Origin of the sequence: Streptomyces sp. NBC_00996, assembly GCF_045162675.1 — a bacterium.
In the GTDB taxonomy this organism is placed as follows: domain Bacteria; phylum Actinomycetota; class Actinomycetes; order Streptomycetales; family Streptomycetaceae; genus Streptomyces.
The window spans coordinates 9,117,388-9,143,516 of sequence record NZ_CP108723.1; the positions used below are offsets into that span (position 1 = coordinate 9,117,388).

21 protein-coding genes and 1 pseudogene are annotated in these 26,129 nt (G+C 70.6%); 8 read left to right on the forward strand and 14 right to left on the reverse strand.

The genetic code is table 11. The annotated features are described in order from the left end of the window. Window positions 1-198: 198 nt before the first annotated feature. From OG390_RS42295 to OG390_RS42310, 4 genes are all read right to left on the reverse strand, one after another. Window positions 199-978, reverse strand: coding sequence for an ABC transporter ATP-binding protein (locus tag OG390_RS42295; protein ID WP_406175385.1), 780 nt, complete (start codon window positions 976-978; stop codon window positions 199-201). Next, on the reverse strand, window positions 975-3,188 hold the full coding sequence (locus OG390_RS42300; RefSeq protein WP_406175386.1) for an ABC transporter permease subunit: 2,214 nt from the start codon (window positions 3,186-3,188) through the stop codon (window positions 975-977). Before OG390_RS42300 ends, OG390_RS42295 begins: the two co-directional genes overlap by 4 nt. Window positions 3,189-3,399: 211 nt before the next feature. Beyond that, the gene (locus OG390_RS42305) at window positions 3,400-5,226 is read right to left on the reverse strand and encodes an AMP-dependent synthetase/ligase (RefSeq protein WP_406175388.1); all 1,827 of its coding nucleotides are present in this window, start codon (window positions 5,224-5,226) and stop codon (window positions 3,400-3,402) included. Window positions 5,227-5,564: 338 nt separating this feature from the next. Next, window positions 5,565-7,049 carry an MFS transporter gene (locus tag OG390_RS42310; RefSeq protein ID WP_406175389.1) on the reverse strand — a complete coding sequence of 495 codons (1,485 nt, stop codon included), beginning with the start codon at window positions 7,047-7,049 and terminating at the stop codon, window positions 5,565-5,567. A gap of 112 nt (window positions 7,050-7,161) precedes the next feature. On the opposite strand from OG390_RS42310, the gene OG390_RS42315 reads away from it, so the two are divergent. Beyond that, window positions 7,162-8,142 (forward strand): Lrp/AsnC family transcriptional regulator, encoded by a 981-nt coding sequence (locus tag OG390_RS42315; RefSeq protein ID WP_406175390.1) that lies wholly within the window; start codon window positions 7,162-7,164, stop codon window positions 8,140-8,142. Between the two features lie 219 nt (window positions 8,143-8,361). Here OG390_RS42315 and OG390_RS42320 read toward each other — a convergent pair whose 3' ends face one another. Next, entirely contained in the window at window positions 8,362-8,895 is a 534-nt protein-coding gene (locus OG390_RS42320; protein WP_406175391.1) for a GNAT family N-acetyltransferase, read from the reverse strand. A 206-nt stretch (window positions 8,896-9,101) separates the two neighbouring features. Beyond that, complete coding sequence (locus OG390_RS42325; protein WP_406175392.1) at window positions 9,102-9,983, reverse strand: LysR substrate-binding domain-containing protein; 882 nt, start codon at window positions 9,981-9,983, stop codon at window positions 9,102-9,104. Window positions 9,984-10,119: 136 nt separating this feature from the next. On the opposite strand from OG390_RS42325, the gene OG390_RS42330 reads away from it, so the two are divergent. Continuing rightward, the gene (locus OG390_RS42330) at window positions 10,120-11,169 is read left to right on the forward strand and encodes a bile acid:sodium symporter family protein (RefSeq protein WP_406175393.1); all 1,050 of its coding nucleotides are present in this window, start codon (window positions 10,120-10,122) and stop codon (window positions 11,167-11,169) included. Here the strand turns inward: OG390_RS42330 and OG390_RS42335 are convergent. Both OG390_RS42335 and OG390_RS42340 read right to left on the reverse strand, forming a co-directional pair. After that, window positions 11,102-12,340, reverse strand: coding sequence for a DUF4185 domain-containing protein (locus tag OG390_RS42335; RefSeq protein WP_406175394.1), 1,239 nt, complete (start codon window positions 12,338-12,340; stop codon window positions 11,102-11,104). The genes OG390_RS42330 and OG390_RS42335 overlap by 68 nt on opposite strands. A gap of 10 nt (window positions 12,341-12,350) precedes the next feature. Next, complete coding sequence (locus OG390_RS42340) at window positions 12,351-14,267, reverse strand: exo-alpha-sialidase (protein WP_406175396.1); 1,917 nt, start codon at window positions 14,265-14,267, stop codon at window positions 12,351-12,353. 686 nt (window positions 14,268-14,953) lie between these two features. On the opposite strand from OG390_RS42340, the gene OG390_RS42345 reads away from it, so the two are divergent. Continuing rightward, window positions 14,954-15,340 (forward strand): MarR family winged helix-turn-helix transcriptional regulator, encoded by a 387-nt coding sequence (locus OG390_RS42345; RefSeq protein WP_406175398.1) that lies wholly within the window; start codon window positions 14,954-14,956, stop codon window positions 15,338-15,340. Between the two features lie 112 nt (window positions 15,341-15,452). Here OG390_RS42345 and fdhD read toward each other — a convergent pair whose 3' ends face one another. The 4 genes and pseudogenes from fdhD to OG390_RS42365 form a co-directional block, all read right to left on the reverse strand. Continuing rightward, a complete protein-coding gene (gene fdhD, locus OG390_RS42350) occupies window positions 15,453-16,352 on the reverse strand; it encodes a formate dehydrogenase accessory sulfurtransferase FdhD (protein ID WP_406175400.1) in 900 nt (299 codons plus the stop codon). A gap of 7 nt (window positions 16,353-16,359) precedes the next feature. Then, window positions 16,360-16,500 (reverse strand): annotated as a pseudogene (locus OG390_RS42355) (Fe-S-binding domain-containing protein); the annotation flags it as partial. Window positions 16,501-16,529: 29 nt separating this feature from the next. Further along, window positions 16,530-17,927: a molybdopterin oxidoreductase family protein gene (locus OG390_RS42360; protein WP_406175401.1), complete on the reverse strand. Its 1,398-nt coding sequence runs from the start codon at window positions 17,925-17,927 to the stop codon at window positions 16,530-16,532. After that, entirely contained in the window at window positions 17,924-18,895 is a 972-nt protein-coding gene (locus OG390_RS42365; RefSeq protein ID WP_406175402.1) for a 2-dehydropantoate 2-reductase, read from the reverse strand. Before OG390_RS42365 ends, OG390_RS42360 begins: the two co-directional genes overlap by 4 nt. 254 nt (window positions 18,896-19,149) lie before the next feature. Here OG390_RS42365 and OG390_RS42370 point away from each other — a divergent pair, with 254 nt between their 5' ends. From OG390_RS42370 to OG390_RS42385, 4 genes are all read left to right on the forward strand, one after another. Beyond that, entirely contained in the window at window positions 19,150-20,481 is a 1,332-nt protein-coding gene (locus OG390_RS42370; RefSeq protein ID WP_406175404.1) for an OFA family MFS transporter, read from the forward strand. After that, window positions 20,450-20,581, forward strand: a complete 132-nt coding sequence (locus OG390_RS42375; protein WP_406178402.1) for a hypothetical protein — start codon at window positions 20,450-20,452, stop codon at window positions 20,579-20,581. The genes OG390_RS42370 and OG390_RS42375 overlap by 32 nt, the downstream gene beginning before the upstream one ends. A 159-nt stretch (window positions 20,582-20,740) precedes the next feature. After that, window positions 20,741-21,679: a beta-ketoacyl-ACP synthase III gene (locus OG390_RS42380; RefSeq protein ID WP_406175406.1), complete on the forward strand. Its 939-nt coding sequence runs from the start codon at window positions 20,741-20,743 to the stop codon at window positions 21,677-21,679. Window positions 21,680-21,861: 182 nt separating this feature from the next. Beyond that, window positions 21,862-22,539: a GntR family transcriptional regulator gene (locus OG390_RS42385; RefSeq protein ID WP_406175408.1), complete on the forward strand. Its 678-nt coding sequence runs from the start codon at window positions 21,862-21,864 to the stop codon at window positions 22,537-22,539. 56 nt (window positions 22,540-22,595) lie between these two features. On the opposite strand, the gene OG390_RS42390 is transcribed toward OG390_RS42385, so the two are convergent. Then, window positions 22,596-23,825, reverse strand: coding sequence for an RNA-guided endonuclease InsQ/TnpB family protein (locus tag OG390_RS42390; protein ID WP_406175409.1), 1,230 nt, complete (start codon window positions 23,823-23,825; stop codon window positions 22,596-22,598). A 25-nt stretch (window positions 23,826-23,850) separates the two neighbouring features. Between OG390_RS42390 and tnpA the strand changes: the two genes are divergently transcribed. Continuing rightward, window positions 23,851-24,264 (forward strand): IS200/IS605 family transposase, encoded by a 414-nt coding sequence (gene tnpA, locus OG390_RS42395; RefSeq protein WP_406175411.1) that lies wholly within the window; start codon window positions 23,851-23,853, stop codon window positions 24,262-24,264. Window positions 24,265-24,430: 166 nt separating this feature from the next. Here tnpA and OG390_RS42400 read toward each other — a convergent pair whose 3' ends face one another. Then, window positions 24,431-25,636, reverse strand: a complete 1,206-nt coding sequence (locus tag OG390_RS42400) for a low temperature requirement protein A (RefSeq protein ID WP_406175413.1) — start codon at window positions 25,634-25,636, stop codon at window positions 24,431-24,433. Window positions 25,637-26,129 lie beyond the last annotated feature (493 nt).

Below are 26,129 nucleotides of genomic sequence, written 5' to 3' on the forward strand. Positions count from 1 at the left end.
CCCCGTCGTGACGTCCGGCACGCTCCCCCACTGCCTCAAGGGCGTGGGAGGTGCCCCCACTCGCCGCACCGGCCGAAAGCCCAAGTACGTCCAGTACGAGGACTTCCGGCCGGCACTCCCCCAGCCTTCGGCCGGGGGGACCCCCAGAGCACGCACCGGACGCCGCTCCTTGACGGGCAAACCCTGGCTGACGCGGCACTAGTCGGCGGGCGCGGCGCCGAGGTACGCGTCCCTGACCTTCGGGTCGGCGTGTATCTCGGCGGGCGTGCCCTCGGCGAGGACGTGGCCGAGGTCGAGAACGAGGACGCGGGCGCAGAGTTCCATGACGAAGGCGACGTTGTGTTCGACGAGGAGGACGGCGCAACCCTCTTCGACGGACAGATGACGGATGACAGACAACAGATGTCGGATCTCATCATCTGTCATCCCACTTGCGGGCTCGTCCAGCAACAGCGCCCTGGGCGGGTCCGCGACCGCGCGCGCCAGTTCGACCATCCGGGCCCGGCCGACGGGCAGGGCTCCCGCGTAGCCGCCCCCGAGCTGCTCCAGGCCGCAGCTCCTGAGCACCGCGTCCGCCCGTTCCCTGCGTTCCCTCTCGTAGGGACGCCGAGTGGGCGCCGCCAGCAGATCCGCCGCGAGGCCGCCCCCGCCGCCCCGCCACTCCTGGGCCACCACCAGGTTGTCGGCCACGGTGAGCTGGCCGAACAGCTGCTGCCGCTGGAAGGTACGGCGCATACCGTGGCGGGCGCGCCAGACGGGGGAGCGGCGCGTGATGTCGGTCCCGTCGAGGAGAACGCGGCCCTCGTCGGGCCGGCGGATGCCCGACAGGGCGTCGAAGAGGGTGGTCTTTCCGGCGCCGTTGGGGCCGATGAGTCCGCGCACCTCGCCGGGGCGCAGCGCGAGGTCCACTCCGGCGAGGGCGTGGACGCCGCCGAAGCGGACGCCGATGCCGGCGGCTTCGAGCACGGGTGCGTTCATGACTGGGGCACCCCCTTGGCCGATGACCGGGGCGTCCCCCGGGGCGAGGCCGCGATCCCCAGGTACGCCTCCGTCAGCCGGTCCGCCTCCACCTCGGCGCGTGGACCGCACCAGGTCACCCGCCCTTGAGCGAGATACGCGACCGTGTCCGCGACCCCGAGGACTTCGGCGGCCTTCTCCTCGACGAGCAGCAGCGCGGTCCCCGCCTCCTTGAGCTCGGTCAGCAGCCGGAACACCTCGTCGACCACGCGCGGGGCGAGGCCGAGCGAGGGCTCGTCCGCGATGAGCACCTTCGGCGGGCGCTGAAGCAGCGGCGCCAGCGCGAGCATCTGCTGTTCGCCGCCGGACAGCGAGCCGGCGAGGACGCCGCGGCGCGCCGCGAGGCCGGGGAAGCGCGCGTACACGGCGTCGCGTTCGTCCCTCGCGGGCAGATGCAGGGCGAGGTTCTCCTCGATGGTGAGGGACGGGAAGATCCCGCGTCCCTCGGGCGCCAGCACGATCCCCGCCCGTGACCGTCCGACGGCCCGCTCGCGCGAGGCGTCGCGCCCGGCGACGTACACCCGGCCGGTGAGCGGGGCCAGGAGTCCGGCGGCGACGCGGCAGGTGGTGGACTTGCCGGCGCCGTTCGGGCCGAGGAGGGCCAGGATCTCGCCGGGGCGGACGGCGAGGTCGACGCCGCGCAGGACGGCGGCGTCGTCGTATCCGGCGTGTACGGCGCGCAGTTCGAGGGCGGCTTCGAGGGACGACGCCGAGGGCGCCGTGACCGTCGCAGGTGGTTGGGTCGTCGCGCGCCTGCGGTGCAGGCGGGTCGAGACGGCCGCCGCGTAGCCGTCCGGGTCATTGGCCAGCGCCAGCCCCGCCAGGCCGAACAGGATCACCGGCAGATGGACGGACCGGGTGACGTAGTCCGACAGCAGATGCGGTACGACGGCGTAGACGAGGCCCGCGACCACGGCGTACTGGGGGCGGCGCACCCCGGCCGCCACCACGACCGCGAGCCAGATCAGCCCGGTCATCGCGGTGAAGTCGGTCGCGGTGATGCGGGTGCTGTACGACGCGTACATCACGCCGCCGAAGCCCGCGAGCCCCGCCGACAGTGTGAACAGCATGAGCTTGGTGCGGATCACCGACAAGCCCGAGGCCATCGCCGCCGCCGGAGCCGAGCGGACCGCGAGCATCGCGCGCCCGGACGGCGAGTCCCGCAGCGCGCTGAGCGCCGCGACGACCAGCGCGACGAGCACGATCATCGCCACGCCCATCGCGCGGTCGTCGCCCAGGTCCACCGGTCCGAAGACCGGTCGCGGGATCGCCCAGCCCGTGTCGCCGTTCCTCAGCCGGCCCATCTGGAACAGGACCTGGTCGGCGAGAAAGGCCAGCGCGAGGGTCGCGAGGGCGAGCGAACGCCCGCCGAGCCGCAGCGCCGGGAGCGCCACCAGCGCGCCCAGCACGGCGGCCGCGCAGGTTTCGACCGCCGTGGCCGCCACGAACGGCCAGCCATGGCTCATCAGCAGCCCCGCCACCAGGGCCGCGCCGGTCACGAACGTCGCCTGTGCCAGCGACACCATCGCGCCGAGCCCCGTCACCACCGTGAACGAGACGAACACCAGGGAGAGGGCGAGCCCTTGGGCGAGAATGCCGCTCCAGAAGGGGGTCGTGACCGTGTAGAAGGCGAGGGCGAGCAGCAGCCCGGCGGCCGTCCAGGGGCCCCAGCGCCGTACCCACGACCGGCCCGCCAAGTAGTCGACCGGCGGCGCGTCGACGGCCGCCGCCGTGCCGGCCGTCCGCTGCCGCCGCGTCAGCACCAGCAGCCCGGCGAAGAGAATCAGGAACGGAACGGCCGTACGGAAACCGGTGATCCGCTCGGCGAACGTTGCATAGCCGGCGACCAGGTTCTGCAGCACTCCGAGCCCCAGGCCGCCGGCGAAGGCCAGCGGAATGGACGCGAAGCGGCCGAGGACCGCGGCCGTCGCCGAGACGAAGAGGAAGAGCGTGAAGTCGTGTGCGGACAAGCCGAGGAGAGGAGTGGCGAGGACTCCCGCGAGCCCGGCGAGCGCCGACGACAGCATCCAGGCGATCGACGACAGCCGGTCCGCGCTCATGCCGCGCAGCTCCACGAGCGAGCGGTTGTCCACCGCCGCCCGGAGTCTGAGCCCGAGGGGCGTGCGGCGCATCAGGATCCAGAGCCCGATGGCGACCACGGCGGTCGCCACCTACGGAACTTCCCGCCTTGTCCGAACTCCTCCCGTCGGCCGCCGAGTTGCAGGCGCTCGTGGCGAGCAGCAGCGCGGCCACGGCGGCGGTGATGGTGCGGATCGGTCGCGACACGTCGGTCCCCCTCCGTCGGGTGACCGAAAGTCCCGTTGAATCTGACGAACCGTCAATATCTGACGCGTCGGTAAGTGATGAGCCGTCAGGTATGGCTCAGGCCCGGTACAACGCCTCGACCTCTGTCGAGTACGCCTTCTCGATCGCCCTCCGCTTCAGCTTCAGCGAAGGCGTCAGCAGCCCGTGCTCCTCGGTGAACTGGTGGGCCAGTATCCGGAACGTACGGATCGACTCGGCCTGCGAGACCAGCGTGTTCGCGGCGACCACCGCGCGCCGCACCTCGGTCTCCAGGTCGGGGTCGCGCACCAGCTGGGCGGGGGACAGCTGCGGCTTGCCGCGCATCTGGAGCCAGTGTTCGACGGCTTCGGAGTCGAGGGTGACGAGTGCCGCGATGTACGGCCGGTCGTTGCCGACGAGGATGCACTGGGCGACCAGCGGATGATCGCGCACCCGCTCCTCCAGGATCCCCGGCGAGACGCTCTTGCCGCCGGACGTCACCAGGATCTCCTTCTTGCGCCCGGTGATGGTGAGATAGCCGTCCTCGTCGAGGGAACCGAGGTCACCCGTGGCGAGCCAGCCGTCGTGCAGGGCGGCGTCGGTGGCCTTCTGGTTGTTGAGGTAGCCCTGGAAGACGTTGCCGCCGTGCAGCCAGATCTCGCCGTCGTCCGCGATGTGCACGGTCGTGCCGGGGATCGCCTGGCCGACGGTGCCGAACCGGGTGCGCTCGGGTGGGTTGGCGGTCGCGGCCGCCGTGGACTCGGTGAGTCCGTATCCCTCGTAGATGGAGACGCCGGCGCCCGCGAAGAACAGCCCGAGCCGCCGGTCCATCCCCGAGCCGCCCGACATCGCGTGCTTGACCCGGCCGCCCATCGCGGCGCGCACCTTGGAGTAGACGACCTTGTCGAAGAACTGGTGCTGCATGCGCAAGCTCGCGGAGGGGCCGGGCCCGATGCCCCAGGCCTTCGACTCGACGGCGTCCGCGTAGCGCACGGCGACCTCGACGGCCTTCTCGAAGGGGCCCGACTTGCCGTCCTTCTCGGCCTTGCGGCGGGCCGCGTTGAAGACCTTCTCGAAGATGTACGGCACCGCCAGGAAGAAGGTCGGCTGGAACGCGGCCAGGTCGGGCAGCAGGGCCGCCGCGTTCAGCTGCGGCTGGTGCCCGAACTTGACCTTCCCGCGGAAGGCGGCGACCTGCACCATCCGCCCGAAGACATGTGCGAGCGGCAGGAACAACAGCGTGGCCGCCTCGTCGCCCCGCTTGGAGTGGAAGACGGGCTCCCAGCGCTCGATGACGGTGTCCGCCTCGAACATGAAGTTGGCGTGGGAGATCACGCATCCCTTGGGGCGGCCGGTGGTGCCTGAGGTGTAGATGATCGTCGCGGTCGACTCGGGCGTGACGGCGCGCCGGTGCCGGTGGACCACCTCGTCGTCGATGTGCGCGCCGGCCTCGTACAGCTCCTGCACGGCGCCCACGTCGAGCTGCCACAGCTGGTGCAGCTGCGGCAGCCGGTCGACGACCGTGGCGATCGTCATCGCGTGGTCCTCGTGCTCCACCATGACGGCCGACACCTCGGCGTCGTACAGCATCCAGAAGACCTGTTCGGCGGAGGAGGTGGGGTAGATGGGCACGACCTGGGCGCCGATCGTCCACAGGGCGAAGTCGAAGAGCGTCCACTCGTAGCGCGTACGGCACATGATCGCGACCCGGTCCCCGAAGCGGATCCCGTGGGCGAGCAGGCCCTTGGCGAGCGCGAGCACCTCGTCGCGGAACTCGGCGGACGTCACGTCGCGCCACTGTCCCTGCTCGTCCTTGCGGCCGAGAGCGATGTGCAGCGGGTCCTCCAGGGCATGGTCGAAGACGACGTCGGCCAGGCCGCCCACCGGCGGCGCCGACGCCAACGGAGGGTTGGTGAACTCGCGCAATCCCGCTCCTAGTGGCGCTCCGCACAGCGCCGTGAAAGCTACCTCACCGGGCCGTCGCGCGGGAGGGGGGTCGGCCCGCCGGGGGCCGCGGTGTATGCACTGGTCAGTCGGGGAAATGCCCGCACAAGGGGAAGGGCCGGACAGAATCGCTTACGGTTCCGTAGGTTTCCGGCCCGTAATCTCCACGGAATCTGTACGACCCGATGACGGTGCGCGACCCCCCGGATACCGGACATGGAGCATCCGCTTCCGGGATCCGTGCCGCCCCGGGAGTCCCTGCGCAAAGGGTGCCGAATCGGTCCCGGTCGACCCGGGGCCGGCTCGGCACCCTCGCGGCGTCACCGCCGAGACGCCGTCACCGTCTCGGCCGGTGCCACGGCCGCGCTCGCCGCAGGACGCGGTGTCCGCACCAGCATCAGTACCAGCGCGCCGGCGATCAATCCCGTCACACCCGCTACCACTGACGCTGTGTTGAGCCCCGAGGCGAAGGCGGCCCGCAGCGTGTGCTGGGACAGAGTGCCCCGCAGCGCCCCGGCGCCGCCGCCCGCCAGCGTGTGCGCCGCGTCGTGCGACAGCGTGTCCTGCATGCGGGAGGTCAGCACCGTGCCGAAGACGGCGACCCCGAGCGCGTAGCCGAGCTGGCGGACCGTGTTGACCGCGCCGCCCGCCATACCCGCCCGCTCCGGTGGCACCGCGGCGAGCGCGGCGCCCGCGATCGCGGGGGAGACGAACCCGGTGCCGATCCCCACCAGCACCAGGCCCGGCACCAGCGCAGTCCAGCTCGCGGCCGCGTCCAGCACGGCCTGGCAGAACACTCCCGAGCCGATCAGCAGCAGCCCGCCGCCCATCGTCAGCCGCGCCGGAACCCCGTGCAACAGCTTCCCGGCCAGGATCGCGACCCCCACCGAGGCGCCCGTCATCGGCAGCAGTGTGAGCCCACCGCGCACCGGGCTCATGTCCAGCACCGTCTGCATCCAGATCGACAGATACGGGATGACACCGAACGCCGCCCCGTTGAAGGCGAGCGCGCCCACCATCACGCCCACGAACGCGGGCTTGCGCAGGAGCGACAGATCGAGCAGCGGATGGGCCACCCGGTGCTCGACGAGGACGAACCCGACCAGCGAGAGTGCCGCGAGCGCGAACGCGCCCGTCGTGACCGCCGACGTCCAGCCGTCGGACCCGGCCCGCACCACCCCGTACGTCGTCGCCCCCGCGAAGCACGCGAACGCCGCCGTGCCCGCCCAGTCGATGTGCATGCCGCGCGGACCGCGCGACTCGGGCACCACCTTCAGTGTGAGCCACACCGACGCCACGCTCACCGGCAGGTTCACAAAGAAGATCCACCGCCAGCCGGGCCCCTCGGTGAGCAGCCCGCCGAGTACCGGCCCGACCGCGGCCGCACTGCCGCTGACCGCGCCCCACACCCCGAGCGCCACCGATCGCTGTCGCCCCTGGTGGACCGAGCCGAGCAGAGGAAGTGTCGTCGCGAACATCGCCGCCGCGCCCACGCCCTGCAGTCCGCGCGCCGCGACCAGCATCCCGGGCCCGGACGCCAGCCCGCACAGCAGCGACGCCACCGCGAACAGCACGACGCCCGCCACATGCACCCGGCGCCGGCCGAGGATGTCGGCCGCGGCCCCAACTCCCAGCAGCAGTGCGGCGAGCGCGAGCGCGTACCCGTCGATCACCCACTGCAGATCACTCAACGACGCGTGCAGTGCCCGCGCCATGTCCGGCAGCGCGACGACCCCGATCGTGACGTCCAGCAACAACATGAACGTGCCCAGGCACACCGCCGTGAGCGGCCCCCATGTACGCATGTCCTCAACTCCTTGTGCCACGGATGCGTATGCCTCCGTACGATGAGGTCGCGCCGGATGATCGCGGCGGATGCCGACGCCTGATCGACGGAATCCGACAAGGGCAGGCCCCATGAAGATGAAATCCCACACCTTCGACGAGCTCGATCTGCAGCTGCTGGCGGCGCTGGAGCTGGACGGCCGCGCGCCCTTCAGCCGGATCGCGGCGGTGCTGGGCGTCTCCGACCAGACGATCGCGCGGCGCTACCGCAGGCTGTGCGCCGAGGGCGGGCTGCGCGTCGTCGCCGTCCGCGACGCCCAGCGGCTCGGCCAGGACCAATGGATGCTGCGGCTGCGCTGCGCGCCCGACAGCGCCGAGGCCATCGCGGAGGGGCTGGCCAAGCGCCCCGACACCGCGTGGATCGGGCTCGCCTCGGGCGGTACCGAGGTGCTGTGCATGACGCGCCCCCGCAGCCCCGGTGACCACGACGACCTGCTGCTCGGCAAGCTCCCGCGCACCCCGAGCATCATGGAGATCCGCGCTCACCAGCTGCTGCACCGCTTCTTCGGCGGGCCCCAAGGATGGCTCGGCAAGTTCACCGTACTGACGGACGATCAGCTCGCCGCGCTGCGCCCCGAGGCGCCCGACAGCACCGGCCCCGCCCGCATCGACCCCGAGGACGAGCCGCTGGTCATCGCCCTCGAACGGGACGGACGCGCCACCTATCCCGAGCTCCAACGGGTCACCGGTCGCTCCGAGTCCGCCGTCAAACGCCGGCTGGCCGGGCTGATCGCCTCAGGGGCCGTGTACATCGACGTCGAGTACCACTCCGAGATCCTCGGCTACCCGCTCGCCGGTTGCCTGTGGGTCACGGCCGCCCCGGCCGCGCTCCACTCCGTCGGACAGGCCCTCGCGACCCACGACGAGGTCGCCTTCGCCTCCGCGACAGCGGGCTCCTCCAACATCGTCGTCACCGCCGTCGCACGCGACACGGCGGGCCTCTACGCCTACCTGAGCGAGGGACTCGGCCGCCTCGAAGGCGTGCAGCACGTCGAGACGACGCCTTTCCTGCGCCGTGTCAAGCAGCTCACCTACGCGAGGCCGACACGCTGAGCGGCCTCGGGGAAGTGAGGCACGCCCCCACGCCGCCCGGCACCTCGCCGCACTGCCACATCGCCCAAGTACATCCAGTACGAGGGCGGCGCGGCAGCACGCCGATGCACCGCACCGGACGACGCGGAAACGCACCCGCTTCTTCCCGAGGCCGCTCAGGCCCTGTGCCCGGCGCGCTGCCGCGCTCGCGCAGGCGCCGACGGAACGTGCGGGAGAACCCTAGGCCTGGAACTCCGTGAGATCGATCCCGTACACCCGCAGATCGTGCCCGGTCCGCGGGTCCTGCGCCGTGCTTTCCGCCCGCATACCGAGTTTGCCCAGGACGTTCGCGGACGCGGTGTCACTCGTCCGGCATACGGCGACGACCCGGTCGAGACCGCGGTCCTGGAGAGCGAACTCGAGCGTGGCCTGCGCCGCCTCCGACGCGTACCCCTGCCCCCAGAACGCCCGCCCCAGCCGCCAGGCGATCGCCACCTGGCCGGCGACCTCGGGCGGGGAGTCGGGAACGTACAGGCCCACCGCTCCGGCCAGCTCTCCGGATCCGAGGAGCTCGACGGCGAAGATCCCGAAACCCTCCTCGTCCCACTCCTCCTCCCACGCCTCGATGTCCTCGGCGGTCTCTTCCAGGGAGCGCGGGCTGCCGTCACCGATCCACCGCATCACCGCCGGGTCGGCGTGGATCTCGGACAGGGGGACGAGGTCGTCATCCAGCCAGCGGCGCAGGAGAAGACGGGGAGTGCGGATCTCGCTCATGACCCCATCCTGCCCCTTTGCTTCCTTCCCGCTCTCACCGCACCGGGCGTTGCCCCGTCGCCCGGCGTCGCAGCATCACGACCTCCGTTGTGGAGGTCGAGGCATCAGGACCTCCCTTGTGGAGGTCGAGGCATCAGGACCTCCCTTGTGGAGGGCGTGCCGAGGCGGCGCGGGACAGCCCGGTGTCCCATGCCGAGAGAAACGCCTCAGCTTCGCGCACCCGTCGGGCCCGGGTGCAACCGGACCCCGCCGCTCAGGATCGCCGCCGCCAGCGCGTCCGCAGCCTCCTGCGCGGACGTCCGGCGCCGTCCGTGCACCAGGACGAAGTCGACCTCGCCGAGTTCCGGCAGCCCCGCCCGCTCCGGTACGCGGACCAGCCCCGGCGGGAGGAGTCCGCGGGAGTGGGCCATCACGCCCAGGCCCGCGCGGGCGGCCGCGATGAGGCCGTTGAGGCTGCCGCTGGTGCAGGCGATGCGCCACGGGCGGCCCTGGCGTTCCAGGGCTTCCATGGCCAGGGCGCGGGTGATACCCGGGGACGGGTAGACGATCAGGGGGACCGGCCGGTCGGGGTCCAGGCGCAGCCGTTCCGCACCGATCCACACCAGGCGGTCGTGCCAGACGAGCTCGCCGCGCGGATCCTCGGGCCGCCGTTTCGCCAGCACCAGGTCGAGCCGGCCCGCCGCGAGCTGCTCGTGGAGCGTGCCGGACAGCTCGACCGTCAGCTCCAGGTCCACCTCGGGATGGTCGTACCGGAAGCCCTCCAGGATCTCCGGCAGCCGGGTGAGGACGAAGTCCTCGGACGCGCCGAACCGCAGCCGGCCACGCAGCCGCGTCCCGGTGAAGAACGCCGTCGCCTGCTCCTGTACCTCCAGGATCCGGCGCGCGAAGCCGAGCATGGCCTCGCCGTCCTCCGTGAGTTCCACGGAGTGCGTGTCCCGGGCGAACAGCTGCCGCCCGGCGGTGTCCTCGAGACGGCGTACGTGCTGGCTGACCGTGGACTGCCGCAGCCCGAGGCGCCGTGCGGCCTGGGTGAAGCTCAGAGTTTGGGCCACCGCGAGGAAGGTACGCAGCTGGGCCGGGTCGTACATGGGGTTACGTTATCGCGAGTCGCAATGACAGTCAGAGCGGTATGACGGATTCCCGATCGCGGGTCGGAGGAGGACGATGGAGAGGGCACGACCCGACCTCGTACGACGACACACAGAACCGAGCAGTGGAGCACCGTTGAAACGCCTGCAGTGGCCGAGTTGGATGCCGATCGATCCGTACATCCTGCTGTTGCTCGGGACGGTGGGCCTCGCTGCCCTCTTCCCGGCGCGGGGTACGGGCGCCGACGTCGCCTCGGGCGCGTCCACGGCCGCCATCGCCTTCCTGTTCTTCCTCTACGGGGCGCGCCTGTCCACCCGTGAGGCGGTCGAAGGGCTCAGGCACTGGCGGCTCCACGGCACGGTCCTGGCCTGCACCTTTGTGATCTTCCCGCTGCTCGGCCTCGCGGCTCGCGGCCTCGAGCCGGTCTTCCTGACGCACAACCTGTACACGGGCCTCCTCTTCCTCACGCTCGTCCCTTCGACCATCCAGTCGTCGATCGCGTTCACCTCGATAGCTCGGGGCAACGTGCCCGCCGCGATCTGCGCGGGCTCCTTCTCCTCGCTCGCGGGCATCGTGATCACCCCGCTGCTCGCGGCGTCCCTGCTGGGCAACAGCGCCGGCGGCTTCTCCACGGACGCGCTCGTCAAGATCGTGCTGCAGCTGCTGGTGCCCTTCGTCGCCGGGCAGGTGCTGCGCCGCTGGATCGGCGGATTCGTCACGCGGCACAAGAAGGTCCTCGGATACGTCGACCGCGGTTCCATACTGCTCGTCGTCTACACCGCGTTCAGCGAGGGCATGGTGCAGGGCATCTGGCACCAGGTGAGCCCCGTCAGGCTCGGCGGACTCCTGATCGTCGAGGCCGCGCTGCTCTCCTTGATGCTCGCGTTCACCTGGTACGGCGCCAAGGTCCTGCGCTTCGACCGGGGGGACCGGATCGCGATCCAGTTCGCCGGGTCGAAGAAGTCCCTCGCCTCCGGACTTCCCATGGCCAGCGTGCTGTTCGGCGCGCACGCCTCGCTCGCCGTGCTGCCGCTGATGCTCTTCCACCAGATGCAGCTCATGGTGTGCGCGGTGATCGCCCGGCGCCGTGCCCGCGACCCCGAGGCCGCCGAGACGGCTACGACCTCGGTTCCCCCAGTTGCAGGGTCACGTATCTCGGTCGGTACAGGGACACGTTCCGACTGAGGTTCGCCTGCGCGGCGGTGCCCGTCGCGTCCAGCCAGTTGACGTCGTAGCTGAGCACGATCCGGTCCCCGTCGCTCAGCTCCGGGTGCGCCTGCGGGTTGTACGCCGCCACGTCACCTCGGGGCAGCGACGGGCTGAAGCTGCGGGTGGGCCCGTGCCAGGGGCCGGTCGGCGAGCACGCCCAGTACGAGGTGATCGTCGTCAGGCCCGCGGTGCCGGTCGCCATCGTGAACAGCACGTACGTGCCGCCGTCGCGCACCACCGTGAACGCGCTGCCCACGCCCGTGCGCTGCCCGTCCCCGAGCACCGGCGCCGGACGCGCTCGCACCGTCCACCCGGAGCCGTCCCAGTATTCCCAGGCCCCCGGCTCGGCGAGCCTGCCGCGCGGCACCCGCGCGACGTACGCCTTCGAGGCGGGGCGCGAGGCGGCCTGCCCGTCGTCGCCGCCGAAGACGTACGTCCAGTCACCCGCGTCGAGCGCGGAAGTACCGAACAGCACCCGTTGGGAGGCGTCCGGGACGGAACGCTGGTCCAGGACCGTGGTGATGCCTTCGAGGCGCAGGTCCGGCAGCGAGAGCGTGGCGACCTCGGTCGAGGTGGGCACGCCGTAGATCCAGGGGGCCTGGCCCGTGGTACGGGTCCACAGCAGGACGCGTACGACGTTCTCCGAGGAGCCGGGGGAGCGGGGCTCGACGCGGGCCGCCACCGGCCAGCGCCATTGCTGCGGCCCCGGGTCCGGGAATACGGGGGCGGGAAGTGTCGTCCCCAGGCGGCCCTCGCGGGACATCACGACGGCCGAGTTGCGCACGAGGGGCGCGCTCGTGTCGCGCCAGGCGTACGACTCTCCGACCGGGTTCGGCGGCCCGTGCACCAGGCCCAGATAGGTGTCCGAGAACAGCCACAGCACCCGCCCGTCCGGCAGCCGCACCGAGTGGGTGCCGTCGCCTCCGGTCCAGTCGTCGGTGCGGCCGGCGTCGTCGCCGTACCGGGCGAACTCGCCGGTGACCTTCGCGTTCGCGGTCCAGGACCTGACCGTACGAGCCGTGCACGCGCCGCCGCCCTCCCGGTCGTGATCCGGGAGGGCGGTGAGCAGCACGGCCGCGCAGACCAGGGCCAGCAGGATGCCCAGCCCGGTCCCGTTCTGCCGTCGTGCTCGTGCGTCGTCGGGCACGGACGGGACGTTAGTGGTCTGCGCTCACATGGTCCATGGGCAGCCACAGGACGGTGTCCCGGGTCACCTTCTGCGAGGTCTGCTCGGGCGCCGCCGCCAGCTCGTCATCGCTCAACGCCCGGTCGTAGACCCATACGTCGTCGATCGCGCCGGTGAAGAACGCCCGGCTGTCCATCCGTTGGCCGATGTGCACCCCGAACGGCGAGTTGCGGCTGACCGATCCGGGCACGTCTGCGGTGCTGACCGTCGTACCGTCGACGAACAGCGTGAGCTGCCCGCCGCCTCTGCGCAGCGCCAGATGGTGCCACTGGCCGTCGTTGTACGCGCTCGTGGTGCGCACGGACGCCGTTGTCGGGGCCGACGCGCCGTTCCTCGTGGTGATCAGCCCGGTGATCCGGTGGGACGCGGGTTCGCCGCGCAGCCACACCTGCGGTTGTGTCGTCCCGATCCCGCCCATCCACAGCAGCGGCTGCTCACCGGAGGTGGCGGTGTAGCGGAACCACAGGGAGGCCGTGAAGTCCTTCGTCCCGAGCGGCAGTCGGTCCTGATACGGCAGTCGTACGGCGTCGTCGGCGCCGTCGAAGGCGAGCGCGCCGCCCAACACGCCGTCCGTCTCCTGGGCGCCGCCGAGGACCGCTGCCCGCTTGGTGCCCGGAGCGAGGTCGGCAGTCGTCGGGTCCGGGCCACGGCGTGGCTTGAGCCAGTCCTCGGTGAACCGGGCGAAGCGGATCTCGTCGCGCGCGTCGACCGCGCCGCCCTCGTACATCAGACCCACCGTGTCGCCGTCGACGCGGACCATGTCCGAGTAGCCGGACCAGTCGGTGGTGACGACCGTGCCGCGGTCCACGCTGTCCCAGGTGCGCCCGCCGTCGTACGAGGAGCGGATCACCATCGTCCGGCGGCGGTCGGGGTCGCCGGGGCAGGACAGCAGAATCCGGTCGCCGAGGCGCAGGGTGGAGCCCTGGACCTGCGGCGCGTAGAGGTCGGGGAGGTCGCGGAAGGGCGTCACGAAGCTGTCGCCCCCGTCGCGGCTGACGGCCTGCGTGCGGTGGCCGAGGTCGGTGCCGTCCTGCTCGCGCCCGCTGACGAGGACGGAGCCGTCGGTGCGTTCGGTGAGCGCCATCTCGGACGGCTTCTGGCGGAAGGTGCCGTCGTCGGTGATCGGCCAGGAGTCGGTCGCGCCGATGTCCCAGTGGTCGCCACCGTCGTCACTGGTGATGAGCGCGGCGTTGTTCGCGGTGACCCGACTGCCGTTCCACGTCTCGGTGTTGACGCCGAAGACGAGCCGTCCCGCGTGTCGGCCCCGGGTCAGCTGGATGCCGTGCACGGGCCCGGTGGCATACCAGGAATTCCAGGTGGCCGGGAGGATCTCGTCGCTCAGGTCGCGCGGCTGCGACCAGGTGAGGCCGTCGTCGTCGCTGTACTGCAGGTGCGGGGTGCGGTCGCAGGGCACGGAGCAACTCGCGCTGTCCGTGCGGCCCGTGTTGTACGTCTCGGCCAGCAGGATGCGGCCGGTCTCGCGGTCCACGATGGGCGCGGGGTTGCCGTGCGTGTCGCCGCCGCCGTCGTTGACGACCTGGAGGGGGCCCCAGGTGCGGCCGCCGTCGGTGGAGCGCTTGACCACGATGTCGATGTCGGCCGCGTCCCCGCAGTTGAGGACGCGCCCCTCGGCGAACGCCAGCAGTGTGCCCTCGGTCGTCTTCACGACGGCCGGAATGCGGAAGCAGGCGTAGCCGGGATCCTGGGAGGCATTGAAGAGCACCTGCTGCTCGAACTCGCCTTTGGCCAAAGCCTGTTCGGCTCCCGCCGGGCTCGGCAGCGCGAGCAGCGCGGCGGTGGTGAGAGCGGCGGTGAGAACGGCTGTGAGGGTGGATCTGAGACGTCGTTGAGGAGTGAGTCTCAGATGCGCGCGGAGGCTTGACGGCATGGTGCGACCTGCCCTTCATGCGGCTGGGCAATCCGGATACTCTGGACATCCCACGTCCAACGTTCGCGTCGCAGACGCTACTTGGGCTCTCAGGCACCCCACAAGAAGCGTGCACCGGTCGTGTTCATGTCGGATTCCTTCGGCGCCGCGGGGGCGGCAGCAGCGGAAGTACGGCCGTCGGCTGGGGAGTTGGCGCCGGGACCGCTCCACTCCTGCGGCAGACCAGGGCGTCGGGGTCGTCCGCGGGCGTCTGGAGCGCATAGCCGTCCGGACAGCTGGACCCGGTCGCCCTTGGGGCCGGCCGGACCGGGATCTCCCTTGTCTCCCCTGTCGCCCTTCACGCCCGACATGCCGGAGGGCCCCGGTTGGCCCTGGTAGCCCTGCTCACCCTTGGGACCGGGCGGCCCTGTCGGGCCGGGGGAGCCGTCCGCACCCGGCGCTCCCGAGGCGCCGGGCGCGCCGGACGGTCCTGGGTCACGCGGCTTGCCCCGCGGCGCGCGCTCCCCGGTGGCACCCGTCTTGCCGCCCGTGCCCGCTCGCCCTTCGTGCCGGGAGATCCGGGCGATCCGGCGGGCACGCGCACCCGGTCGATGAGGTTGTCCACGGCCTCGGAGGGGTCCGGCGCCCGCGCTCTCGGGAACGGGCGTGGCCATGGCTTCGAGCAGGGGCGCGCAGTCGGCGTACCCGTGCCCGAAGCAGAGCCCGGTGACGCGGTCGCCCGCCCGGAAACGGGTGACGCCCGCACCGACGGCGACCTCCCCGGCGACCTCGCCGCCGAGCGGGATCGGCTCGCCCGCCTCGGTGACTTTCCGTACGACAGGGACTTCAAGGATTTGGTCGGGATTTTCAATGATCTTCAGTCCGCGGGTCTGGTCGTCCGCGAGCCGGATCCGAAGGACCGCCGCAAGAACGCGGTGTCCCTCACCGAGGACGGCGCACGCCTGCTGGAGCGCTGCGAAACCGCGGCCCGCCGGGCGAACGACACCCTGCTGGCGCCGCTCTCGGCGGCCGAGCGGGATCAGTTCATGGGCTTGTCGACGCGGATCTCCGGCACGGAGCCACCGGCGGGATGAGGGGGCCTGGCCCCCGCGCGACAGGGCCGGGATGGGGCCGAGGCGGGGCCCCGTCGGCGCAGGGGGCGCTCCCCGCCGTTCGGGGCCCCGCCGACGTGTCGCGGGGAGCCGGTCAGCCCTGGGTGGCCGCGGCCCGCAGGGCGATGCGGTGCTCGCCCGCGTACACGTTCATGGAGGCCCCGCGCAGGAAGCCGACCAGGGTCAGGCCTGTCTCCGCGGCCAGGTCGACCGCCAGGGACGACGGGGCGGAGACCGCCGCGAGCATCGGAATGCCCGCCATGACCGCCTTCTGTGCCAGCTCGAAGGAGGCCCGCCCGGAGACCAGCAGGACCGTCCGGGAGAGGGGGAGCGTGCCGTTCTGCAGGGCGCGGCCGACCAGCTTGTCGACCGCGTTGTGCCGGCCCACGTCCTCCCGTATGTCGAGGAGCTCGCCCTCCTCCGTGAACAGTGCCGCCGCGTGCAGGCCCCCGGTCCGGTCGAAGACCCGCTGAGCCGCCCGCAGCCGGTCGGGGAGGCTGGCAAGGAGCTCGGGTTCGAGCCGCACCGGGGGAGTGGTGTCGCCCGCCGTGTCGTCGATCGTCCAGCGGGCCGTCGTACGGACCGCGTCCAGGCTCGCCTTGCCGCACAGGCCGCAGGAGGACGAGGTGTACACGTTGCGTTCGAGCGTGATGTCGGGGATGACGACGCCGGGCGCCGTCCGCACGTCGACGACGTTGTACGTGTTGGAGCCTCCCCCACTCTCGGCTCCGCTCGAGCGGGAGGTGCCCCCACCGGTGGCGCCCGCGCAGTACACGATGTTCTGCAGCTCGTCGGCCTCGCCCAGTACCCCTTCGCTGACCAGGAAGCCCGCGGCGAGCGCGAAGTCGTCGCCCGGTGTGCGCATGGTGATGGCGAGGGGTTTGCCGTTGAGGCGGATTTCCAGTGGTTCCTCGGCGACGAGCGTGTCCGGGCGGGTGTTCACGGCCCCGTCCCGGATGCGAATCACCTTGCGTCGTTCCGTGACTCGTCCCATGTCCTGATCAGCCCCGGTTCTGTACGTGCTGGTGGCCGAATCGGCCCTTGATGCGGAGGTTGCCGTCGGTCACCGGGTCGTCGTGCGGCGAGGTGACCTTCACGATCTCATTGTCCTGCACGTGCGGGGTGAGGTCGCAGCCCACTCCGCGGCAAACGCGGGGGTCCATGTCCGGCCTCAGCTCCGCACCGCCGCGACGGGCAGCTTCTCGATCCGGATCGCCGATGCCCGGAACTCCACCGTCTCCACGATCGGACAGTTCGCCCCGTTGTTCTTCCGGTCGGTGTCCACCCCGTTCGGGAGGTACATGGTCGTGAACGCCAGCCCGGGCCGCAGCGCCGTGTCCACCCACACGGGCGCAACGACCGAGCCGCGCCGTGAGCAGACCTGCACCTCCTCGCCGACGACCACGCCGTAGTGCTCCGCGTCCTGCGGGCACAGCTCGACGCACTCGCCGCGCCGCGACGGGGAACTGCCGCTGTGCGCACCGGTGTTGTACGGGTCGAGGCGGCGTCCCGTGGTGAGCCGGATCGGGTAACGCTCGTCCGTCAGGTCGACCGGTGGATCGTGCCGGACCAGTCGGAAGGGCGTGCGCAGATCCCGCTCGCCCGGCGACGTCGGACGCGGCCCGTGGTGGACGGCCTCGGCGTCCGCGTACTGCCATTCATGGCCGAGGTGCGTGGCGAGGTCGCGGATGATGGCGATGTCGTCGCGAGCCTCGCCCGGCGGGGTGACCGTCGTGCCGACCCGCTGGACTCGGCGCTCGCCGCGGTGGGCTGTTCCGTCCGTCTCCGCCCACCCGCCGGTCCCGGGCAGCACGACGTCCGCCGACTCCGCCGTCCTCGTCAGGAAGGTGTCCTGCACGACGAGGAAGTCGAGGGCGCGCAGCCGCCGTATGGCCTGCTCGCTGTCGGCCGCCGACTGCACCGGGTCCTCCCCGATGCAGTAGACGGCCTTGAGTGAGTTCTCCTCCATGACCTCGAACATCTCCGTCGTGCCCGGCCCGTGGTCGTGCCCGGTCAGCAGGGACAGATTGCTCAGCGCGCCCACGGTGTCCGTGCGTTCGTGGTGCTCGGTGCCGCCCGGCGTCCAGCGCGGCAGGGCGCGCTCGCCGCGGGCGTACGCGCGCGCCAACTCCCGTATGGCGGGGGCCGGTACGCCCGTCACCTTCTCGGCGAGCGAGGGGGTCCAGGGCTCGACGAGTTGCCGGTACTCCTCGAAGCCGGTCGTCGCCCGTTCGATGGAGGCGTGGTCGGCGAGGCCCGCCCGGATGATCTCCCGGCCGATCGCGTGGGCCATCGGGATCTCGGTGCCGGCGTCCAGCACGAGCCGGTCGCGGATGTCCACGTGCTTCTTGCCCATGACGGCACGCGCGAACTTCCCTGCCACGTAGTTCATCTCACTCGTCGCATGCGCGCGGGAGAACATTCCGAAGGCGCCGCGCGCCCGGCTCAGCCCCTGGGCGACACGGGTCAGCGCCTCGTCCCAGTCGGCTTGCCGGAAGGGCTCGTCGCGCGAGTCCCGTACCAGGGGCTGTGTGAGGCGGGCGTAGGCCTCCGGAGTGTGCCCGCTCATGCCGCGGTCCGCAGCGCGAGCAGATCCGAGATGGCGTGGACGGTTCGGAGCGTCGACACCGGGACCTCGGTGATCTCCGCCAGCTCCACGACGGCCGCGAGCAGCACGTCGAGTTCGAGCGGTTTGCCGCGCTCCAGGTCCTGGAGCGTGGAGGTGCGGTGGTCGCCGACGCGCTCGGCGCCGGCCAGGCGCCGCTCGATGGAGACGCCCACCTTGCAGCCGAGGGCCTCGGCGACCGCGAGCGTCTCGGTCATCATGATCTCGATGACCTTGCGCGTGCCGCCGTGCAGGCACATCTGCAGCATCGTCGCGCGGGCCAGCGCGCTGATCGGGTTGAAGGAGATGTTGCCGAGCAGTTTGAGCCAGATGTCGTTGCGCAGGTCCTGCTCGACCGGACACTTGAGCCCGCCCGCCTGCATGGCCCCGCTGAACGCCTGACAGCGCGCGGACAGGGAGCGGTCGGGCTCGCCGATGGAGAACCGGGTGCCTTCGAGATGGCGTACGACGCCCGGTCCTTCCAGCTCGGTCGCGGCATAGACCACGCATCCGATGGCCCGTTCGGGCGCGAGCACCGCACTGACCGCGCCGTCCGGATCCACGCTCTCGATGCGGTGGCCGTCGTGCGGGCCGCCGTGCCGGTGGAAGTACCACCAGGGGATGCCGTTCTGGGCGGCGATGACCGCCGTGGCGTCGTGCAGCAATGGCTCGATCAGCGGCCCGCACGCCGCGTACGAGTTGGCCTTCAGGCCCAGGAAGACGTAGTCGACCGGACCGATCTGGGCCGGGTCGTCGGTGGCGCGGGCGCGCGCGGTGAAGTCTCCGCGCGGGCTGAGGACTCTGACTCCGTGCTGCCTCATGGCCGCCAGATGCGGTCCACGGGCGACGAGGTGCACATCGGCGCCTGCGCGGTGCAGCGCGGCGCCGACGTAGGCGCCGATCGCACCGGCGCCGAGAACGGCGACTTTCACTGTGTGGCGCTCCGTTCGGTCGAGGGTACCGAGGAACTGTCGAACTCTGTCGACGAAATATTGTCTACAGGATGGAATGACTTCCAGCAAGGGTTGGGTCGCACTCGGGGGGTCTTTCGCGCGGCGTTCAGGAGACCGTTCGCCGGGCTCCGCCGACCGTTCGTCGCGCCAGGGGTACCGCTCATCGCATACGGTCGACCAGTTTCGGTCGCGCGGGTTCCCCATCGGGCAACCGCTTCCTATCGTCCGGGATCATGAGTCCCCCTGTCGCACCGCCCGGCTGGAGCCGCTGGCTCGTCCCGCCTGCCGCTCTGTCGGTCCACCTCTCCATCGGCCAGGTCTACGCCTGGAGTGTCTTCAAGCCGCCGCTCGAATCCGCGCTCGGCCTCAGCGGAACCCAGAGCGCGCTGCCCTTCCAGCTCGGTATCGTCATGCTCGGTCTCTCGGCCGCGTTCGGCGGCACGCTCGTCGAGCGAAACGGACCCCGCTGGGCGATGACGGTCGCCCTCGTCTGCTTCTCCTCCGGCTTCCTGATCGCCGCCCTGGGCGCCGCCACCGAGCAGTATTGGCTGATCGTCCTCGGCTACGGCTTCGTCGGCGGGATCGGCCTCGGCATCGGCTACATCTCACCCGTCTCCACTCTGATCAAGTGGTTCCCGGACAGGCCCGGCATGGCCACCGGCATCGCGATCATGGGCTTCGGTGGCGGCGCTCTGATCGCCTCGCCGTGGTCCACGCAGATGCTGAAGTCGTTCGGTTCCGACTCCTCCGGCATCGCGCTCGCCTTCCTCGTGCACGGGCTGACGTACGCCGTCTTCATGTCGCTCGGTGTGCTGCTGGTCCGGGTGCCGCGCGGCGAGAAGCCGGTCGCGTCCGCGCCGAGCGCGCTCGACGGTGTGCAGGTCTCCGCCCGGAACGCCGTCCGCACCCCGCAGTTCTGGTGCCTGTGGGTCGTGCTCTGCATGAACGTGACCGCGGGCATCGGCATCCTGGAGAAGGCCGCGCCGATGATCACGGACTTCTTCGCGGACACCTCCACACCGGTGTCCGTCTCCGCGGCCGCCGGATTCGTCGCGCTGCTGTCGGCGGCCAACATGGCCGGTCGGATCGGCTGGTCGTCGACGTCCGACCTGATCGGGCGCAAGAACATCTACCGGGTCTATCTCGGGGTGGGCGCCCTGATGTACGCGCTCATCGCCTGGTTCGGCGATTCCTCGAAGCCCCTGTTCATCATCTGCGCGCTGGTGATCCTCTCGTTCTACGGTGGCGGATTCGCGACGATTCCCGCGTACCTGAAGGACCTCTTCGGCAGTTACCAGGTCGGTGCGATCCACGGCCGACTGCTCTCCGCCTGGTCCACGGCGGGCGTCCTCGGTCCGCTGATCGTCAACTGGATCGCCGACCACCAGGAGTCGGCGGGCAAGCACGGCTCCTCCCTCTACGGCCTCTCCTTCCTGATCATGATCGGCCTGCTCGCGGTCGGCTTCGTCGCCAACGAGCTGGTACGACCCGTCCATGTCCGGCACCACATTCCCGCACCGAGGGAGGCCGTCGATGATGTCCAGCGAGAGCAGTCCGCCCAGTAGGCGAGGTCTGATCGCGTTCGCCTGGCTGTGGGTGGGCGCGCCTCTCTGCTATGGCCTGTACGAGCTGGTACTGAAGGCCGAGCAGCTGTTCACGGGCTGAGGCCCGGGCATGTGTGCTGGAGGTGTTCGGGCGTCCGAGGGTCTGACAGAAGCCGACAAGCCTGGCGTCCCATTCCTGTGGCATCACCTGCCGTCGTACCCGTGAGTCACTGATCAGACTGGTGGATCCCGCTACCCAAGGCAACGAGGGGGACCACTCATGAACGGCTCACGGATCGCCGCCGTCGGCCATTACCAGCCCGCCAAGGTACTCACCAACGAGGACCTGGCGGGCCTGGTCGACACCAGCGACGAGTGGATCAGGAGCCGGGTGGGCATCCGCACGCGCCACATCGCGGGGCCCGACGAGCCGGTCGACGAGCTGGCCGCGCACGCCGCCGCCAAGGCGCTCGCGGCCGCGGGCCTGACGCCGGGCGACATCGACCTCGTGCTGGTCGCCACGTCCACGGCCGTCGACCGCTCCCCGAACATGGCCGCGCGGGTCGCCGCCCGCCTCGGGATCCCGTCGCCGGCCGCCATGGACGTCAACGTCGTCTGCGCGGGCTTCACGCACGCCCTGGCCACCGCCGACCACGCCGTGCGGGCCGGTGCCGCGCGCCGGGCGCTGGTCATCGGCGCCGACAAGATGTCCGACGTGACGGACTGGAGCGACCGTACGACCTGTGTGCTCGTCGGCGACGGGGCCGGGGCCGCGGTGGTCGAAGCCTCCGGCGAGCCGGGGATCGGCCCCGTGCTGTGGGGCTCGGTGCCCGAGATGGGGCACGCCGTACGGATCGAGGGCACGCCCGCGCGGTTCGCCCAGGAGGGGCAGAGCGTCTACCGCTGGGCCACCACCCAGCTCCCGCCCATCGCCCGCAAGGCCTGCGAGCGCGCCGGACTCGCCCCCGAGGACCTCGCCGCGGTCGTCCTGCACCAGGCGAACCTGCGCATCATCGAGCCCCTCGCCATGAAGATCGGCGCGGTCAACGCCGTCGTCGCGCGGGACGTCACCGACTCCGGGAACACCTCCGCCGCGAGCATCCCGCTGGCCCTCTCCAAGCTCGTCGAGCGCGGGGAGATCTCCACGGGCGACCCTGTCCTCCTCTTCGGCTTCGGCGGGAATCTGTCATACGCGGGACAGGTTGTCCGCTGCCCGTGATCTGCTCGTACGCTCCCTGGCAAGCGTCCTGGGATGCCCGCTTGCAGGCCCCTTTGCCCGCCCTGATGTGACGAGCCCAACTCCTGTGCCTGCTGGCGTTTGTGCGCCGTAGACTGTAGGCGAAAGACAATTCATAATTGGCTTTCATATTGCAGCGACGGCGCTGCCCAGGAGGGACCGCCATGTTGTCGACGACAGGACTGCCGCAGGGTGCCGTGCCCAAGCTCGAACGGCCCGGCCCGCTGCGCGACCGCGTCTACGAGGCGCTGCTCGAACTCATCACCACCCGCGCCCTCCAGCCGGGCCAGCACCTCGTCGAGAGCGAACTCGCCGGGCACCTCGGGGTGTCCCGGCAGCCCGTGCGCGAGGCACTGCAGCGTCTCAGCACCGAGGGCTGGGTCGATCTGCGGCCCGCCCAGGGCGCGTTCGTGCACGAACCGACCGAAGAGGAGGCGGACCAGCTCCTGACGGTCCGCACGCTCCTGGAGGCCGAGGCCGCCCGGCTCGCCGCCGCCAACGCGGGTACCGAAGCCATCACCTCGCTCGAGGCGCTCTGCGAGGAGGGCGAGCGTGCGGTGGCCGCCGACGACGTGGACGGCGCGGTCGCGATGAACGCCCGGCTCCACGCCAAGGTCATGGAGCTCGCGGGCAACACGGTGCTCGCCGAGCTGGCCGCGCAGGTCGACCGACGGGTCCGCTGGTACTACACACCGGTCGCCCGGCAGCGCGGTCATCAGTCCTGGATCGAGCACCGTGAGCTGATCGCGGCGATCGCGGACCGTGACGAGCAGCGCGCCACGGCGGTCATGCGCGCCCACACGGAACACACGCGGAAGATGTACCACGAGCGGGAGAATTGACTTGTACTCCCTCCTGAAGGAGGGAGATTCTGGCCGTCCCACTCGTTGCTGCACCGCTATGCGGCGCGGTTTTCGGGCGGGATTCCGTGACTTCCTGTTTCATCGCGCTGTGCCAGAACAGGTTCTGGTCTTATCGGCGCTCCGCAGGCTGATGCCGCCAGTCCAGCGGCCGTCTTCACGTTCTTTGCGGCGTTGTGGTCCCGGTCGTGCTGGGTGCCGCAGGCGGGGCAGGTCCATTCCCGCACGTCCAGGGGCTTGGGTCCGTCCCGGTGCCCGCAGGCGGAGCACACCTGGCTGGTGGGCTCGAACCGACCGACCTTCACAAAGGTGCGCCCGTAACGCTGCGCCTTGTAGTCGAGCATGGCCACGAACTGGGACCAGCCCGCATCGTGCACGCTCCTGGCCAGCCTCGTGCGCGCGAGTCCGGACACCGCGAGGTCCTCCACCGCGACCGCTTGGTTCTCGCGGATCAACTTCGTGGACAACTGATGGTGGAACTCCTTGCGCGCGTCAGCCACTTGAGCATGGACACGGGCAATCTTGAGGCGAGCCTTCTCCCGGTTCCTCGATCCTTTCTGCTTGCGCGACAGCTCCCGCTGCGTCTTCTTCAGCTTCTTCTCCGCGCGGCGCAGAAACCGCGGGGAATCAATCTTCGTGCCGTCCGAGAGGACGGCGAAGTGGGCCAGGCCCAGGTCGACCCCGATCGCGGCATCCGGCTCCGGCTCGTTCCAGCGCTCCTGGTCGGTTTCGGGGTCGGTGTCGATGACGAAGCTGGCGAAGTACCTTCCGGCCGCATCCTTGATCACCGTCACACTCGATGGCGTCACGGGCAGTTCCCGCGACCACTTGGCCTTGATCTCCCCGATCTTCGGCAGCGACAGCCGCCCGTTGTCGGTGATCTTCCAGCGGGCGTTCGCGGTGAACCGGATCGCCTGCCTTCGGTCCTTGCGGGACTTGAACCGGGGCGCACCCACCTTCTTGCCCTTGCGCTCGCCCGTGAGAGAGGCGAAGAAGTTCTTGTACGCGGCCTCGGCGTCCCGCAGCGCCTGTTGCAGGACAACCGCGGAGACCTCGCCCAGCCAGGAACGTTCTGGAGTGTCCTTGGCCCGGGTAATCAGTGTGTGAGACAGGACGGCAGCGGTCGGGAAAGGCTCCTTGGCCACGCGCGCCTGTTCACGGGCGCGTACCGCGTCGTTGAACACGACACGGGCGCACCCGAACGCCCGTGCCAGCGCGGTGCGTTGGCTGGACTCCGGGTACAGGCGAAAGCTGTACCGAAGCTGCATGACGAGCATCCTATGCACTTGGGCTATGGCTGACATGGAGAAGATTCACACTGGTAGACAGTGTGCATTCGTGTGCCACGTCCACTTGGTTTTCGTGACTAAGTTTCGGCACAAGGTGTTCAAGGACGTTCATCTTCGGCGCATGGAGGAGATCATGCGAGCCGTGCGCGAGGACTTCGAGTGCGAGCTCGTGGAGTTCAACGGCGAGGACAACCACGTCCATCGGCTGGTGAACTTCCCGCCCAAGGTCGCCGTGACCAAACTCGTCAATTCCCTCAAGGGCGTTTCCTCCCGGCGCCTGCACCAGTTCGACGCCCTCACCCGACACTACTGGCGGGCCAACAAACTCTGGGCGGGTTCCTACTTCGCCGGCACCGTCGGCGGCGCACCCCTCAGCATCGTCAGCCAGTACATCGAGCAACAAAACCGGCCGACCTGACCGACCGTGCCCGACACGAGGCAGTGGCCCTCCGTGCCACCCGCCGCAATCACCGCCTCGTCCCGCTCCGCAGGACAGAAGCCGCGACGTTCCGCGTCGCTGTCACGGGATTCGCTTCACCACCGGGCTGAAGCCCGACGCACTGCGAATGAAACCCGGTAGCGGATCAGGCGAGGGCCGCCCGGGAATCGGGACTCTCCGGAGCCTCCGCGCCGGCCCCGCACGGCGACCATCGCGCCTCCGCCCCCAGCATTGCCACCAACACACCTACCAGCGCGAGGAGTTCGGCGACCGCCGACAGGTGGATGCCGAGCAGCGCGGCGGCCAGGGTGACGGGCACCGCGGCCGCGCGGAAGCTCACCGGGAACAGCCGCAGCACGGCGCGGAACGCCACGTCACCGGCGAGGAAGAGGGCGACTCCGCCGGCGAGCGCGAGGGCGGGGCCGGTGTGCAGCTGCTCGGTGAGATGTCCGAGGGTCTTCTTCACGCCCGCCGCGAGACAGGCGATGCCGAGCAGCATGGGCAGGAAGGCGTAGTAGTACGCGTTCATCGCCAGGCGCCAGCGTCGGTCCGGCGGGGTCGCCGAGAATACGGTCTCCGCACCGTGCTCGTCGCGCACGAAGTACGTCCACCACAGGGCGATCGCCAGCGCGAGCGCGAGGAAGGCCCCGCCGAACAGGTCCGCCGTCAGCGGCAGATCACCGATGCCGATACCGATCGCGATGACCGACTCGCCGAACGCGACGATCAGCAGCAGCCCGTGTCGCTCCACGAAGTGCGCCGGGTCGAGAGCGCCCAACTGCGTGCGCAGAAAGGCGGCTTCACGCCCGTCCCGGCGCCGCGGACCGTGCTCCGCCAGGAAGGGCGTCACGAACTGCAGCACCAGCGCGAGCAGCCACAGTCCATCGGCGGCGAGTCCGTCGAACAGCCCCGCCGCCGTGATCGACAGCGCGGCCAGGGAGTTCGGCACCGCGTACCAGATCACATCGCGGCCGTGGCTACGGGTGTAGAGGGCGCTGTGCACGAGCACCACGGCCAGGAAGCCGAGGCCGAAGACGACTCCGCCGTCGTCGAAGGCGTGCGGGATGGCGAGGGCGCACACCAGGAACGCGCTCATGCCCAGCATCAGGAGGAGCCGCCGCGAAGGCCGGTCGGGCGGCACCTGGTTGGTGAGATACGCGTAGGCGCCGTACATCCAGAACAGCACCACGAAGATCAGCGCGACGCGTGCCGCCGTCGCGAAGGACAGGTCGGCGGCGAGCAACACGGTGAGCTGGGTGAGCGTGAAGACGAAGACCAGGTCGAAGAAGAGCTCCAGGGTGCTGACTCTGCGTCCCGCCTCTTCCGCGGTCGTGCGTGCTGCCTCTTCCACGGCCGGGTTCCGCGTTGTGTCCGCGGTCGTGTGTGCTGCCTCTTCCGCGGCCGGGTTCCGCGTTGTGTCCGCGTTCGTGTGTGCTGCCTCTTCCGCGGCCGGGTTCCCTGTTGTGTCCGCGTTCGTGTGTGCTGCCTCTTCCGCGGCCGGGTTCCCTGTTGTGTCCGCGTTCGTGTGTGCTGCCTCTTCCGCGGCCGCGTTCCGCGTTGTGTCCGCGTTCGTGTGTGCTGCCTCTTCCGCGGTCGTGAGTCTTGCCTCGTCCTCTGCCGTGCTCATGAGTTCCCCCCGAAACCGATCGCTGCGCAGATCGTATGCAGGTGACCTCGCTCGCGATGTGCGGACCTCTCTTTGTCCTGTGAGTGGAGAAAGTTGGCGGCAATTCGCGCGCGACTTCTTCCCACTCCGTGCAGCCGCTGCTACGTTCCCCTCGAAAGCAAGTCCGGTGCAGTGGCCGGAAGTTGACGGACGCAGGCCGATTGAGGCGGGGAGGGGC

What these genes read in the sequence shown, in the direction of transcription:
- OG390_RS42295 (WP_406175385.1), bottom strand. Translation starts at nt 978, where the DNA reads ATGAACGCACCCGTGCTCGAAGCCGCCGGCATCGGCGTCCGCTTCGGC.
- OG390_RS42310 (WP_406175389.1), bottom strand. Translation starts at nt 7,049, where the DNA reads ATGCGTACATGGGGGCCGCTCACGGCGGTGTGCCTGGGCACGTTCATG.
- OG390_RS42315 (WP_406175390.1), top strand. Translation starts at nt 7,162, where the DNA reads ATGAAGATGAAATCCCACACCTTCGACGAGCTCGATCTGCAGCTGCTG.
- OG390_RS42320 (WP_406175391.1), bottom strand. Translation starts at nt 8,895, where the DNA reads ATGAGCGAGATCCGCACTCCCCGTCTTCTCCTGCGCCGCTGGCTGGAT.
- OG390_RS42325 (WP_406175392.1), bottom strand. Translation starts at nt 9,983, where the DNA reads ATGTACGACCCGGCCCAGCTGCGTACCTTCCTCGCGGTGGCCCAAACT.
- OG390_RS42340 (WP_406175396.1), bottom strand. Translation starts at nt 14,267, where the DNA reads ATGCCGTCAAGCCTCCGCGCGCATCTGAGACTCACTCCTCAACGACGT.
- fdhD (WP_406175400.1), bottom strand. Translation starts at nt 16,352, where the DNA reads ATGGGACGAGTCACGGAACGACGCAAGGTGATTCGCATCCGGGACGGG.
- OG390_RS42360 (WP_406175401.1), bottom strand. Translation starts at nt 17,927, where the DNA reads ATGAGCGGGCACACTCCGGAGGCCTACGCCCGCCTCACACAGCCCCTG.
- OG390_RS42370 (WP_406175404.1), top strand. Translation starts at nt 19,150, where the DNA reads ATGAGTCCCCCTGTCGCACCGCCCGGCTGGAGCCGCTGGCTCGTCCCG.
- OG390_RS42375 (WP_406178402.1), top strand. Translation starts at nt 20,450, where the DNA reads ATGATGTCCAGCGAGAGCAGTCCGCCCAGTAGGCGAGGTCTGATCGCG.
- OG390_RS42380 (WP_406175406.1), top strand. Translation starts at nt 20,741, where the DNA reads ATGAACGGCTCACGGATCGCCGCCGTCGGCCATTACCAGCCCGCCAAG.
- OG390_RS42385 (WP_406175408.1), top strand. Translation starts at nt 21,862, where the DNA reads ATGTTGTCGACGACAGGACTGCCGCAGGGTGCCGTGCCCAAGCTCGAA.
- OG390_RS42390 (WP_406175409.1), bottom strand. Translation starts at nt 23,825, where the DNA reads ATGCAGCTTCGGTACAGCTTTCGCCTGTACCCGGAGTCCAGCCAACGC.
- tnpA (WP_406175411.1), top strand. Translation starts at nt 23,851, where the DNA reads ATGGCTGACATGGAGAAGATTCACACTGGTAGACAGTGTGCATTCGTG.